General features: G+C 66.6%; 10 protein-coding genes. 9 read left to right on the forward strand and 1 reads right to left on the reverse strand.

The window, feature by feature from the left end; genetic code table 11:
* Positions 1-38: 38 nt before the first annotated feature.
* From AIOL_RS16985 to dtd, 3 genes are read left to right on the forward strand one after another with little or no spacing between them, the layout of a single operon-like run.
* Positions 39-710, forward strand: a complete 672-nt coding sequence (locus AIOL_RS16985; RefSeq protein WP_049644078.1) for a nitroreductase — start codon at positions 39-41, stop codon at positions 708-710.
* Positions 711-769: 59 nt separating this feature from the next.
* A complete protein-coding gene (locus tag AIOL_RS16990; protein ID WP_049644079.1) occupies positions 770-1,693 on the forward strand; it encodes a carbohydrate kinase family protein in 924 nt (307 codons plus the stop codon).
* Complete coding sequence (gene dtd / locus AIOL_RS16995; RefSeq protein ID WP_049644080.1) at positions 1,690-2,148, forward strand: D-aminoacyl-tRNA deacylase; 459 nt, start codon at positions 1,690-1,692, stop codon at positions 2,146-2,148. The genes AIOL_RS16990 and dtd overlap by 4 nt, the downstream gene beginning before the upstream one ends.
* A 50-nt stretch (positions 2,149-2,198) precedes the next feature.
* Here the strand turns inward: dtd and AIOL_RS17000 are convergent, their stop codons facing one another.
* Positions 2,199-2,654, reverse strand: a complete 456-nt coding sequence (locus tag AIOL_RS17000) for an Lrp/AsnC family transcriptional regulator (RefSeq protein ID WP_049644081.1) — start codon at positions 2,652-2,654, stop codon at positions 2,199-2,201.
* A 125-nt stretch (positions 2,655-2,779) separates the two neighbouring features.
* On the opposite strand from AIOL_RS17000, the gene AIOL_RS17005 reads away from it, so the two are divergent.
* The 6 genes from AIOL_RS17005 (at position 2,780) to AIOL_RS17030 (ending at position 12,397) form a co-directional block, all read left to right on the forward strand.
* Positions 2,780-6,019 carry an L-glutamate gamma-semialdehyde dehydrogenase gene (locus AIOL_RS17005; RefSeq protein WP_049644082.1) on the forward strand — a complete coding sequence of 1,080 codons (3,240 nt, stop codon included), beginning with the start codon at positions 2,780-2,782 and terminating at the stop codon, positions 6,017-6,019.
* A gap of 475 nt (positions 6,020-6,494) precedes the next feature.
* Positions 6,495-7,190, forward strand: coding sequence for a trypsin-like serine peptidase (locus AIOL_RS17010; protein ID WP_235439059.1), 696 nt, complete (start codon positions 6,495-6,497; stop codon positions 7,188-7,190).
* A 123-nt stretch (positions 7,191-7,313) separates the two neighbouring features.
* Positions 7,314-9,188 (forward strand): cobaltochelatase subunit CobT, encoded by a 1,875-nt coding sequence (gene cobT / locus AIOL_RS17015; protein WP_049644083.1) that lies wholly within the window; start codon positions 7,314-7,316, stop codon positions 9,186-9,188.
* A gap of 1 nt (position 9,189) precedes the next feature.
* Positions 9,190-10,053 (forward strand): DMT family transporter, encoded by an 864-nt coding sequence (locus tag AIOL_RS17020; RefSeq protein WP_049644084.1) that lies wholly within the window; start codon positions 9,190-9,192, stop codon positions 10,051-10,053.
* 144 nt (positions 10,054-10,197) lie between these two features.
* The gene (locus AIOL_RS17025) at positions 10,198-11,994 is read left to right on the forward strand and encodes an aminopeptidase P family protein (RefSeq protein WP_049644085.1); all 1,797 of its coding nucleotides are present in this window, start codon (positions 10,198-10,200) and stop codon (positions 11,992-11,994) included.
* Positions 11,995-12,055: 61 nt separating this feature from the next.
* Complete coding sequence (locus tag AIOL_RS17030) at positions 12,056-12,397, forward strand: DUF427 domain-containing protein (RefSeq protein WP_049644086.1); 342 nt, start codon at positions 12,056-12,058, stop codon at positions 12,395-12,397.
* Positions 12,398-12,677: the final 280 nt, after the last annotated feature.

Consider the following 12,677-nt stretch of genomic DNA (forward strand, 5'->3'; position numbering starts at 1 on the left):
CAATTGCCAGGCGCGCCCAGACCTGAGACATCTCTGACATGACAGAGATTGACACACTCGAGGCGCTCCTTCGGCGCCGGCATTCCTGCCGCGCCTTCCTGGACACGCCCATTCCCGACGCCACCATAGAGCGCATCCTGACCACCGCCCAGCGCGTGCCGTCCTGGTGCAATGCGCAGCCCTGGCAGGTGGTCCTGACCCGACCCGACGAGACGGACCGGCTGCGCAAGGCCTTGCATTCGCACGCGAAAGAAGCCGCGCATGGCTCGGACATCCCGTTTCCCAGCCGTTACGCTGGCGCCTATCAGGATCGCCGCAGGACCTGCGGCTGGGCGCTCTACGAGGCGGTGGGCGTGGCCAAGGGCGACCGCGACGCCTCGACCAAGCAGATGATGGAGAACTTCCGCCTCTTTGGCGCGCCGCATCTGGCGCTGATCACCACCGAGGCGGATCTCGGCCCCTATGGCGTGCTGGATTGCGGCGCCTATGTCACCGCCTTCACCCTGGCGGCCGAGGCGCTGGGCGTGGCGTCCATCCCGCAGGCCGCTCTGGCGGGGTTCTCGCCCTTCCTACGCAACTGGTTCGACCTGCCCGAGCGTCGCCAGATCGTCTGCGGTATATCCTTTGGCTACAAGGACTTAGAGCACCCCTCCAACCAGTTCCGCACCGAGCGCGCCGGCCTGGACGAGGTCGTTGACTGGCGCGGATGATTGCGCCCCCGCGCGCGCACCGCTAAAGCGTTAGCGCAAACACTACAAAGGACTCTGCGATGATCCTCTGCTGCGGCGAAGCGTTGATTGACATGCTGCCACGGGAAACCAAGGCGGACGAGCCCGCCTTTATGCCCTATCCCGGCGGCGCGGTGTTTAACACGGCCATTGCACTTGGCCGCCTCGGCGCGCCAAGCTCTTTTGTGTGCGGGCTGTCGAATGACTTCTTCGGCGAGATGCTTGTCGAGACGCTGCAAGCCGCCAAGGTCCGCACCGATCTGTCGATCCGCTCTGAGCGGCCAACGACGCTGGCCTTTGTGCGGCTGGTCGAGGGCCAGGCGACCTACCTGTTCTATGACGAGAACACCGCCATGCGCATGGTCACGCCCCAGGACATGCCCAAGGTCCCAGCCGACGCCGACGCCCTGGTTTTTGGCTGCATCTCGCTGATCTCAGAGCCCTGCGCCGCGGCCTATGAGGCGCTGATGAAATCCGGGGCCGAGGCCGGTAAGGTCATCATGATCGACCCCAATATCCGGCCAAGCTTTATCACGGACGAGGCGGGCTTTCGGGGCCGCATCAACCGCATGATCGGGATGTCCGACATCGTGAAGCTCTCGGACGAGGACCTGGCCTGGCTGGGCGGGCCCGACGAGATGGAGGCCTATGCGGCACAGCTCATCGAGGCCGGCGCGAGCCTGGTCTGCGTCACCGAGGGCGCGCGCGGTGCGCGTGGGATCACCAAGGATCTCAACGTCTTCGTGGACGCCGAGCCGGTGGAGGTCGTGGACACGGTCGGCGCCGGAGACACGTTCAACGCCGGTCTTCTGGCCTCGTTGAAGCGCGCCAACCTGCTGACCAAAAACGCCGTGGCCTGCCTTTCCGAGCAGGAGCTGCGCGACGCCCTTACCCTTGGCGCGCGCGCCGCCGCGGTGACCGTCAGCCGCGCCGGGGCGAACCCGCCATGGGCGCATGAGCTATGAGGGCCCTGCTACAACGGGTCTCTGAGGCGCGGGTCAGCGTCGACGGCGCCATAGTGGGCGAGATCGGGCCGGGGCTCTTGATCCTGGTCTGCGCCATGCAGGGCGATACCGAGGCCGAGGCCGACAAGCTGAGCGCCAAGATCGCCAAGCTGCGGATCTTCCAGGATGAGGCGGGCAAGATGAACCGCTCGCTTTTGGACACCGGCGGCGGCGCGTTGGTGGTCAGCCAGTTCACCCTGGCGGCGGACACCTCTCGCGGCAACCGCCCGGGCTTTTCCACCGCAGCGCCGCCCGCCGAGGGCGAGACGCTCTATGAATACTTCGCGGACCAAATCCGCGCGCAGGGCATAGCGACCGCACAGGGCAAGTTCGGCGCCGATATGAAAGTAGCGTTGACCAATGACGGGCCGGTGACGATCTGGATGGACACGGACGCCCCTAGCGCCCGGCCTTGAACCTGAGACATCAGGCCAAGGCTGGGCGGCGGGCGCCAGAATCGGCCGCGTTACTCGATCGGCACCGCGCTTGATTCCACCACCGCCTCCATCGCCACGTAGCTGGAGGTTGCGCTGACATGCGGCAGGGTCGAAATCGTCTCGCCCATCACCAGCCGATATTCCGCGATATCGCGCGAGCGGACCTTTAGCAGGTAGTCGAACCCGCCCGCGATCATATAGCATTCCTCGATCTCGGGCACCTTGCGCACCGCCGCGTTGAAGGCATCCAGCGCCCGCTCGCGCGTGTCGTCCAGCCTGACCTCGACGAAGGTGACATGCGGCAGGCCAAGCCGCTCGGGCGACACCATCGCGCGGTAGCCGGTGATCAGCCCAGCCTGTTCCAGCGCCTTGACCCGCGCGGCGACCGGCGTCTTTGACAGGCCCACCCGCCGCGCCAGCTCGGTGGTGGTCAGGCGCGCGTCGGCGATCAGCTCTTGCAGGATCTTCCTATCATACCGGTCCATGATGCGCGCTTCGTCCCATTTCCTGGAAATATTCAGCCATTTCGACCACGTTAGTACCGCGATGCGGCCACATCGACCACCCGAAATGCGCTACACCGCGCGCAACGCAACCGGAGACGCAGCACATGGCATTTGAAGCCTTCACCACCGATGCCAAATTCGCCGACGAGGCGACCCTGCTGGAGGGGCTCATCGCGCAGGCCGCGCTGACGCCCGAGACCCGAGCCGCGATCTCCACCCGCGCCGCCGAGCTGGTGCGCCGCATTCGCGCCGAGGCCCGCCCCAGCCTGATGGAGCATTTCCTGGGCGAATACGGCCTGTCCAGCCGCGAGGGCGTGGCGCTGATGTGCCTGGCCGAGGCGATGCTGCGGGTGCCCGATGCCGAGACCATCGACGCGCTGATCGAGGATAAGATCGCGCCGTCGGATTGGGGCAAGCACATGGGCGAGGCTTCCTCGGCGCTGGTGAACGCTTCGACCTGGGCGCTGATGCTGACCGGGCGGGTGCTGGATGACGAGCAGCCCGGCATCGCGGGCGTGCTGCGCGGCGCCATCAAGCGCCTGGGCGAGCCGGTGATCCGCGCCGCGGTGGGGCGTGCGATGAAGGAGATGGGCCGGCAGTTCGTGCTGGGCGAGGACATCCGCGCCGCTTTGCGCAACGCGCGTGAATACGAGAAGGCGGGGTTCACCTACAGCTACGACATGCTGGGCGAGGCGGCGATGACCGCGGGCGATGCGGCGCGCTACGCCCGGTCCTATTCGGATGCGATCGCCGCGATCGCCTCTGCCTGCGACGGCGGTGACGTGCGCAAGAACCCCGGCATCTCGATCAAGCTCTCGGCGCTGCATCCGCGCTATGAGGTCGCGCAGGAGGCCCGCGTTATGGCCGAATTGGTGCCGGTGGTACTGCGCCTGGCGCAGCAGGCCCGTGCGGCGAATATGGGGCTGAACATCGACGCCGAGGAACAGGACCGCCTGGTCCTGTCGCTGAAGGTGATCGAGGCCGTGCTCGCCGATGAGAGCCTCGCGGGCTGGGACGGGTTCGGCGTGGTGGTGCAGGCCTATGGCAAGCGCGCCGGGCAGGTGATCGACTGGCTCTACGGGACGGCGACGCGGCTTGACCGCCGCGTGATGCTGCGCCTGGTGAAGGGCGCGTATTGGGACACCGAGATGAAGCTTGCGCAGGTCGAGGGGCATCCCGGCTTCCCGCTCTTTACCGCCAAGGCGGCGACGGATGTAAGCTATGTCGCCCTGGCGCATCGGCTGCTGGGGATGGGGGACCGGATCTATCCGCAATTCGCCACGCATAACGCGCATACCGTGGCCGCGATCCTGGAGATGGCGCAGGACGGCGCGGATTTCGAATTCCAACGCCTGCATGGCATGGGCGAGCGGCTGCACGACATCGTGCTGCGCGACGCGGGCGGGCGCTGCCGGATCTACGCGCCGGTGGGGGCGCATAAGGACCTCTTGGCCTATCTCGTGCGGCGGCTCCTGGAGAACGGGGCGAACAGCTCCTTCGTGAACCAGATCGTGGATGAGGAGGTCTCGCCAGAGGAGATCGCGGCGGACCCGTTTGACGCCTCGACCTCGGCCGCGGCGCCCGCGGGCTTGCGACACCCTTCGGCGATCTTCGGCGCGCGGCGCAACTCCACCGGCTTTGACCTGACGGATGCCCAGACGCTAAGCCAAATCGACGCCGCGCGCCAAGCCGAGCTGCCGAGGACGCCAGAGCCTGCGACGGCGGAAGAGGTGCGGCGGGCCTGCGGCGCCGCGATGCCTTGGGATGCCAGCGTCGAGGATCGCGCAGCAACGCTGCGCCGCGCCGCGGATCTTTATGAGGCAAACTTCGGGGAGATCTTCGCCACCCTGGCGCGGGAGGCGGGCAAGACCTGGCTCGACGCGGTGGGTGAGCTGCGCGAGGCGGTGGACTTCCTGCGCTTTTATGCCGATGAGGCCGAGCGCATCCGCCCCGAACCCCTGGGCACCATTGCCGCCATCTCGCCCTGGAACTTCCCGCTGGCGATCTTCACCGGGCAGATCGCCGCCGCGCTGGCCGCGGGCAATGCGGTGCTGGCCAAGCCCGCCGAGCAAACCCCGAGGATCGCAGCCCTTGGCGCCGCCCTGCTGCACGAGGCCGGGGTGCCCGCGGACGCGCTGCAGCTTCTCGCCGGGGACGGCGGCACCGTGGGCGCCGCGATCACCTCTGACAGCCGCGTTGACGGCGTGGTCTTCACCGGCTCCACCGAGACCGCCAAGATCATCCAGCGCGCCATGGCCCAGCACCTTGCCCCTGGCGCGCCGCTGATCGCCGAGACCGGCGGGCTGAACGCGATGATAGTGGACAGCACCGCCCTGCCCGAGCAGGCGGTGCGCGACATCGTCGCCTCGGCCTTCCAATCCGCGGGGCAGCGCTGCTCTGCCCTGCGCTGCCTTTACGTGCAGGAGGACGTGGCCGAGCCGATGATCCAGATGATCAAGGGCGCGATGGACCAGCTCACCGTGGGCGACCCCTGGGATCTGGCCACCGATGTGGGCCCGGTGATCGACCAGGAGGCCTATGATGGGATCGCGGGCTACGTGCGCGAGAAGCGCCGGGCGGGCAAGGTCATGCACTCGATTGGGTCGGCGCCGAACGGGCTCTTCGTGCCGCCAACGCTGATCGCGGTGGATGGGATCGCGCAGATGGAGCGCGAGATCTTCGGCCCGGTGCTGCATATGGCGACCTTCCCGGCCGAGGGCATCGACGACGTGATCGCAGCGGTGAACGCCACCGGTTACGGGCTGACATTCGGGCTGCACACCCGCATCGACAGCCGGGTGCAGGAGATCGCCGACGGCGTCGCGGCGGGTAACGTCTATGTCAACCGCAACCAGATCGGCGCGGTTGTGGGCAGCCAGCCTTTCGGCGGCGAGGGGCTCTCTGGCACCGGACCCAAGGCGGGCGGGCCGCTCTATCTGCGGCGCCTTGCCGCCCGCGCGGCGTCGGACCACGCGCCGCAGATCGGCGAGCTTCCGGGTCCAACCGGCGAGGCCAATCGATATGGGCTGCTACCGCGCGGGCCGATCCTATGCGCCGGGCCCGGTCAGGACGCCATGGACCGGCAGGCCGCCGCTGTGCGCCGCTTGGGCGGTGCCGCGCGGGTGGCCGAGGTCCAACCGCATGATCTGGTGAAGGGCGACTACGCTGCGGTGATCTATTGGGGCGAGGACGAACGCGCCTACGCCCAGGCCCTTGCAGACCGTCCCGGCCCGCTGGTGCCGCTGATCACCGGGCAGCCCGACTTGGCACATGTTATGCACGAGCGGCACCTATGCATTGACACGACCGCGGCTGGCGGCAACGCAGCGCTTTTGGCCGGGTAACGGCGCGTACGGTAAAGGCAGGGTGCCGGCCAAGCGGCGCGCTTGGAGTTCTTGGCTGGGCCAAATCTCTTGCAAGAGATTTGCACTTTCCTTCCAAGGAAAGTGGGCCCGCAAGCGGCAAGGGAGTGCGATTAAGGCATCATTTTCGGGTCGCGCTGAAGAAACTCTTGCAAGAGTTTCGCAATTTTCTTGCAAGAAAATTGTGCCGTACCAAGATCCGCCGAGGCCACAAGCAGCGCTTCAGCGCCCTGCCAATAAGACCCACATTTTGACCGATCCACTTATATTGTTGCCCCCCAAGCAACCATTATCTCAGTTTGCGGCACAAAGCGCCGAAGAGCTCTCGATTATCCGCCACAATGAAACCGCAATATTACCCTCACACGTCCCGATTGCACCCTAATCCCGCCGCAGTATCTTTAGAAATCTGATCCAACAGCGGGGTGTTGGAGAAATGATGCGGAAGATACTATTAATGGCAGCGACTTGCGCGAGCCTCGCGCTGCCGACCGGAGCTCTGGCGCAAGACCGGACACCGGAACGATCCAACGTCACAGGCTGGGAGGCCGTGGGCAAACTGACCATCGCCAACCGCGCGATGTGCACCGGCGCCTTGATCGCCCCCGACCTTGTGCTGACAGCCGCGCATTGCCTTTACGATCCCTATAGCGGGCGCAGCGTGCGCCCCCGCAAGATCCGCTTTGAGGCGGGGCTGACCGGCGGCAACGCCAAGGCCGCGCGCTCGGTGATCAAGGCCGTGGAGCATCCCAGCTACCGGCACAACCACGGCGGCGCGAACGACCCCAGCGTGGATATCGCAATCCTGAAGCTCGACAGCCCGATCAGCGGCGCCGAGATTCAACCCTTCGCGACCGATGCGCGCCCCGAGAAGGGCGACGCGCTGGGCGTGATCTCTTACACCCATCTGCGCCGCGACACGCCGCTCTGGCAGCACCCCTGTGACGTGCTGGCCAAGAAGGGCGACGTGCTGGTGATGAACTGCGAGGTGGATTTTGGCGCCTCCGGGGCCCCTGTGTTCGCCGTGCAGGGCGGGTCGCGCCCGCGGCTGGTCTCGGTGATTTCTTCGAAGGCCGCCCTGGGCGACCGCCCGGTCTCGGTCGGCACGATCATCGACAGCGCGCTGGCGCTGCTGCTGCAGCGGGCGGGATAGCCCATCCGCCAAGCCAAGGAACTGACGCCGATTGGCGGGGCCGCAATCACTTGGGCGGCCGTTTTTCCCTCTGGATTCTCGCGCCGCGCCGCTAGATAACGGGCACGCAAGAGGATCCCGTTCATGGCGAAACCAACCGACAACCCTGCCGACCCGTTCAAGAAGGCGCTTGCCGAGGCGACCCGGGTCTTGGCCGACGAGCCCGAGTTGAATGTAAGCTTCACCGTGGACCCTCCGGGGCTCTCACAGGAGCAGATGCGCCTGCCGCAGGTCTCGCGCCGCATGACCCGCGAGGAGGTGCTGCTGGCGCGCGGCACGGCGGATGCCTACGCCATGCGGATGCGCTTTCACGATCCCTCCACCTCGGCGCGCTATGCCCCGCAGGGGCAGATGGCCCGCGACATCTACGAGGCGATGGAGACCGCCCGCTGCGAGGCCGTGGGCGCCCGCGCCATGCCCGGCACCGCCTCTAACATCGACGCCAAGATCGAGAACGAGGCCAGCCGCAAGGGCTACTCCGCGCTCACCAACATGTCCGAGGCGCCGCTGCCTGTGGCCGCGGGCTATCTGGTGCGCCACCTGGCCACCGGGCGCGACCTGCCCAAGGACGCCGAGCACGTGCTGGATCTCTGGCGCGAGTTCATCGAGGGCAATTGCGGCGAGACGCTGGATGACCTGGACGCGGTGCTGGAAGACCAGGCGACCTTCGCAAAATTCGCCCGCCAGATGATCGACGATTTGGGCTATGGCGACCAGCTGGGCGACGACCCCGACGAGTTCGACGACGAGAGCCAGGACGAGGCCTCCGAGGAGGAAGACGACGAGCAGGACAGCACCGGCAACGAGGAAGACGACAGCCAAGAGGACAGCGACGCGAACCCCGAGGACGCCCAGGAAGACACCCAGGACGCGCAGGAGGCCTCGGTCACTCTGGACGACATGGCCGATGCCGAGATGGCCGACGAGGCGGAGATGCCCGAGGGCGACATGCCGTTGGAGCCGCCGCCCCCTGCCCCGCATTCCGAGGCCGATCCCGACTATGCCGTCTACCAGACCGACAATGACGAAGAGATCAAGGCCGAGGACCTGGCCGAGCCGCAGGAGCTTGAGCGCCTACGCGCCTATCTCGACCAGCAGCTTGAGCCCCTAAAAGGCGCCGTGTCGCGGCTGGCCAACAAGCTGCAGCGGCGCCTGCAGGCGCAGCAGAACCGCTCTTGGCTGTTTGATCTCGAGGAAGGCATCCTGGATGCCGGCCGCCTCGCGCGCGTTGTGGCCAACCCCACCACGCCGTTAAGCTTTAAGATCGAGAAGGACACAGAGTTCCGCGACACCTGCGTGACTTTGCTGCTGGATAACTCGGGCTCGATGCGCGGGCGCCCGATCAGCATCGCCGCGATCTGCGCCGACGTGCTGGCGCGCACCCTGGAGCGCTGCCAGGTCAAGGTCGAGATCCTAGGCTTCACCACCCGCGCCTGGAAGGGCGGGCTATCCCGCGAGGCCTGGCTGGCCGAGGGCCGCCCGCAGACGCCAGGCCGCCTGAACGATCTGCGCCACATCATCTATAAGGCGGCGGACGCGCCGTGGCGGCGCTCGCGCGACAATCTGGGCCTGATGATGAAAGAGGGCCTGCTGAAGGAAAACATCGACGGTGAGGCGCTGGAGTGGGCGCATCGGCGCATGATCGGGCGGCCTGAGGCGCGCAAGATTCTGATGGTGATCTCGGACGGCGCGCCGGTGGACGATTCCACGCTCAGCGTGAACCCCGCGAACTACCTGGAAAAGCACCTGCGCGACGTGATCGGCATGGTCGAAAAGCGCAAGCAGGTGGAGCTCTTGGCCATCGGCATCGGCCATGACGTGACGCGGTATTATGACCGTGCCGTGACGATCACCGATGTCGAGCAGCTTGCCGGTGCCATCACCGAGCAGCTGGCCGCGCTCTTTGACACTGACCCGCGCGCGCGGGCGCGCGTGATGGGGATGAAGCGGGCCGGATAGGATGCTGCTGCCCGCCGCGCTGGCGCTCTTTGCGGGGGCATGCTTTGGCTTGACCGCGCATATTCAGCGGGCGGCCTTGGTCGGCGCGGATATTCGCATCGGCACTTTCGTCAGCCTAGCAAGCATGGCAGCGCTCTCATGGGTCCTGGCGCCGTTCCTGGTGGATCCGGCTTGGTGGAGCTCCCGTGCGGTCTGGATTTTCGCGCTCTGCGGGCTCATGTTCCCGGCGCTCAGCCAAACGCTACAGATCCTGGGCGTGGCCAAGGTTGGCCCCACCCTGACATCCGCGATGGGGTCGGTCGCGCCATTTTTTGCGGCACTTCCAGCAGTGCTCTTTCTGGGCGAGGCGATGAGTGTGCAGATCGCGCTTGGTATGTCGGTCGTCGTCTTGGGGCTGATGCTGTCGGCCTTATCGGCGGGCGCGCCAAGCAGCCGAGACTGGTCACTCCTCGCCCTGCTGATCCCGGTCGGGGCCTCGGCGGCGCGAGGCCTGACCCAGCCCATCACGAAATTCGGCATGTTGGAGGTGCCAAGCCCGTTCTTCGCCACACTCGTGATGGTTTCGGTCTCTTCCGCGGTGGTCTCGCTGCGGCTGATCGGACGGCGGGCACCTGAGGCACGGGCAACTCCGCGGGGCATCGCGCTGTTTGCGGTCAATGGCATCATAAACGGGCTGGGGATTCTAGCGTTGCTTCTGGCGATCAACCTCAGCGCTGTCACAATCGCCGCGCCGCTGGCCACCACTGCGCCGCTTTGGACGTTGGTGTTCGGGGCGTTGTTCTTCCGGACGGAAGTCATCCGACCGCGCCAATGGGCGTTCTCGCTGCTGGTGGTGCTGGGTGTGGTGCTGATCGTGGCGCGCTAACGTCTTGGCCGGGCGCCAATCGCCCGATGTCGCGCCAAAGGCGCGCAAGGGCTCATAAAGCGTGCGCAAAGCGCACTCCTTTTAACAACTCCCCCTGGAAACCCCGTAGCAACAGCGCCAATCTGGCAAAAAAGGAGTCGCCCCATGTTCCAGTCCTTCGACGCCCCCACCTCCCCCGAGCAAGGCCCGCCGCGCCTGGCCGCGCTGCGCGCCGAGTTGGCCAAGGAAGGGCTCGATGGGTTCCTCGTGCCCCGCGCGGACGCGCATCAGGGCGAATACGTGGCGCCCTGCGATGACCGCCTGGCCTGGCTGACCGGGTTCAGCGGCTCGGCGGGGTTCTGCGCGGCGCTGCGGGACATCGCGGGCGTCTTCGTCGACGGGCGCTACCGGGTGCAGGTCAAGGACCAGACCGCGGATGTCTTCACTCCGGTGGACTGGCCCGAGGTGAAGCTGGGCGATTGGCTTGTGGAGCAGCTCCCCGATGGCGGCACGGTCGCGCTTGACCCCTGGCTGCATACATTGGGCGAAATCGAGACGCTTCAGACGCGCCTTTCGGGCACCGGCATTGCGCTGAAGGAAACTGGCAACCTGGTGGACCGCATCTGGCCCGATCAACCGCCGCGCCCCGCCGAGCCGGTCACCCAGTTCCCCAAGGAATTCGCCGGCAAAGGCGACGAGACCAAGCGCGCCGAGATCGCTGAGGCTTTGCGGGCGGCGGCCCAAAGGGCCGCGATCCTCACCTTGCCGGACTCGATCTGCTGGCTGCTTAACATCCGCGGGCAGGACATCCCCCGCAACCCGATCACCCATGCCTTCGCGATCCTCCACGATGACGGGCGGGTCGAGCTGTTCTCGGACCCCGCCAAGTTCGCCGGGCTCGGGCCGGATCCCGCGATCACCCTGCGCGGTTGGGACGCGTTCGAGGCCGCGCTTGCGGGCCTGACAGGCCCGGTCCGCGTTGACAAGGACAGCGCGCCGCTCGCGGTCACGCGCGTCCTGGAACAGGCCGAGGTGGCGATTGTTTATGATCGCGACCCGTGCATCCTGCCCAAGGCCTGCAAGACCGAGGCCGAGATCAACGCGACCCGCACGGCGCATCTGCGCGACGCCGCCGCCATGTGCGAGTTTCTCGCCTGGCTGGACGTTGAGGCCCCCAAAGGCCAGCTGACCGAGATCTCGGTGGCGCAGAAGCTAGAGGGCTTCCGGCGCGCCACCAACGCGCTCAAGGACATCTCCTTCGACACGATCTCTGCGGTCGGGCCGAACGCCGCCCTGCCGCATTACCGCGTCTCGCACGCCTCCAACCTCCCCGTCACGACCGGCGAGCTGCTGCTGGTCGACAGCGGCGGGCAATACCAGGACGGCACCACCGATATCACCCGCACCATGGCCATCGGCACGCCAAAGCCAGAGCATGTGCAGTGCTTCACCCGCGTGCTGCAGGGGATGATCGCGATCTCGATGCTGCGCTGGCCGCGCGGGCTGGCCGGGCGCGACCTGGACGCCCTGGCGCGCTTCCCCTTGTGGAAGGCCGGGCTGGATTACGACCACGGCACCGGGCACGGCGTAGGGGTCTACCTTTGCGTCCATGAGGGGCCCGCGCGGCTCTCCAAGATCTCGCAGGTGCCGCTGGAGCCCGGCATGATCCTATCCAACGAGCCCGGCTATTACCGAGAGGGCGCTTTTGGCATCCGCATCGAGAACCTGATTGTGGTGCAGGAGGCACCCGCCCTGCCGGGCGGAGATCCGAAACGGGAGATGTTCGACTTTGAGACCATCACCTGGGTGCCGATTGACCGCAGCTTGATCGACACGGGGGCTCTGAGCGCGGAGGAACGCGCGTGGGTCAACGACTATCATGCTGAGGTCAAAGCGAAAGTCTCTGGCCGCGTCAGCCCCGAGACCAAGGCGTGGCTCGACAGGGCCACCGCGCCGATTTGACATAGGATTGACGCATATGTCCTGCTAGGGTCGTCCCTATTCAATAAAGGGGGAGAGCAGAATGGCCGATCACATTAACATCCGACAGGCGCCGGGCACCTGGGTCGTGCGCGCCGCGGGCGCCGTTCTGGGCGAGAGCCAGAACGCGCTGGAGCTGACCGAGGGCAGCTATCCGCCAGTGATCTACTTCCCCCGCGGCGACATCGCCATGGCCTTCCTGGACCAGACCGAAAAGACCAGCCACTGCCCGCATAAGGGCGACGCGAGCTATTTCACCATCGAGGGAAAATCCGGCCCGCTCACCGACGCCGCCTGGAGCTATGAAGACCCCAAGGACGCCGTCGCGGCGATCAAGGACCACCTGGCCTTCTACACCGACCGCGTCACCGTCGAGCAGCTGTAGGCGCCGGAACGATCCCCCGCTCCGCATCCTGACAGAAAACCAAGGCGCATTGCCGTCATGGGCCTTGCCGTGGTCTCACCCGGCGGGTGGCGCTTTCTCGCGCGACTGGAAGGTTGCGCGCAGCGCGTGGTGCTCCCAAAGGAGTCAGCGTATTCCGGGATGGGTGGCTTCCTGACGCGAAGGACGGTGTCGTCTGCCGCCCCCGAAAGAGTGCCCGCATCCGCAATGTCGCAGCGCTGGTACGCAAGCCGCGCCGGGCTCTGCCGGGGCGCGGCTCTCA

It is taken from the genome of Candidatus Rhodobacter oscarellae, from assembly GCF_001078595.1.
Classification (GTDB): Bacteria; Pseudomonadota; Alphaproteobacteria; order Rhodobacterales; family Rhodobacteraceae; genus Rhodobacter_B; species Rhodobacter_B oscarellae.

Bases quoted from the DNA above. Each gene is read 5' to 3' on its own strand.
- AIOL_RS16985 (WP_049644078.1), top strand. From the start codon at position 39: ATGACAGAGATTGACACACTCGAGGCGCTCCTTCGGCGCCGGCATTCC.
- AIOL_RS16990 (WP_049644079.1), top strand. From the start codon at position 770: ATGATCCTCTGCTGCGGCGAAGCGTTGATTGACATGCTGCCACGGGAA.
- dtd (WP_049644080.1), top strand. From the start codon at position 1,690: ATGAGGGCCCTGCTACAACGGGTCTCTGAGGCGCGGGTCAGCGTCGAC.
- AIOL_RS17000 (WP_049644081.1), bottom strand. From the start codon at position 2,654: ATGGACCGGTATGATAGGAAGATCCTGCAAGAGCTGATCGCCGACGCG.
- AIOL_RS17005 (WP_049644082.1), top strand. From the start codon at position 2,780: ATGGCATTTGAAGCCTTCACCACCGATGCCAAATTCGCCGACGAGGCG.
- AIOL_RS17010 (WP_235439059.1), top strand. From the start codon at position 6,495: ATGGCAGCGACTTGCGCGAGCCTCGCGCTGCCGACCGGAGCTCTGGCG.
- cobT (WP_049644083.1), top strand. From the start codon at position 7,314: ATGGCGAAACCAACCGACAACCCTGCCGACCCGTTCAAGAAGGCGCTT.
- AIOL_RS17020 (WP_049644084.1), top strand. From the start codon at position 9,190: ATGCTGCTGCCCGCCGCGCTGGCGCTCTTTGCGGGGGCATGCTTTGGC.
- AIOL_RS17025 (WP_049644085.1), top strand. From the start codon at position 10,198: ATGTTCCAGTCCTTCGACGCCCCCACCTCCCCCGAGCAAGGCCCGCCG.
- AIOL_RS17030 (WP_049644086.1), top strand. From the start codon at position 12,056: ATGGCCGATCACATTAACATCCGACAGGCGCCGGGCACCTGGGTCGTG.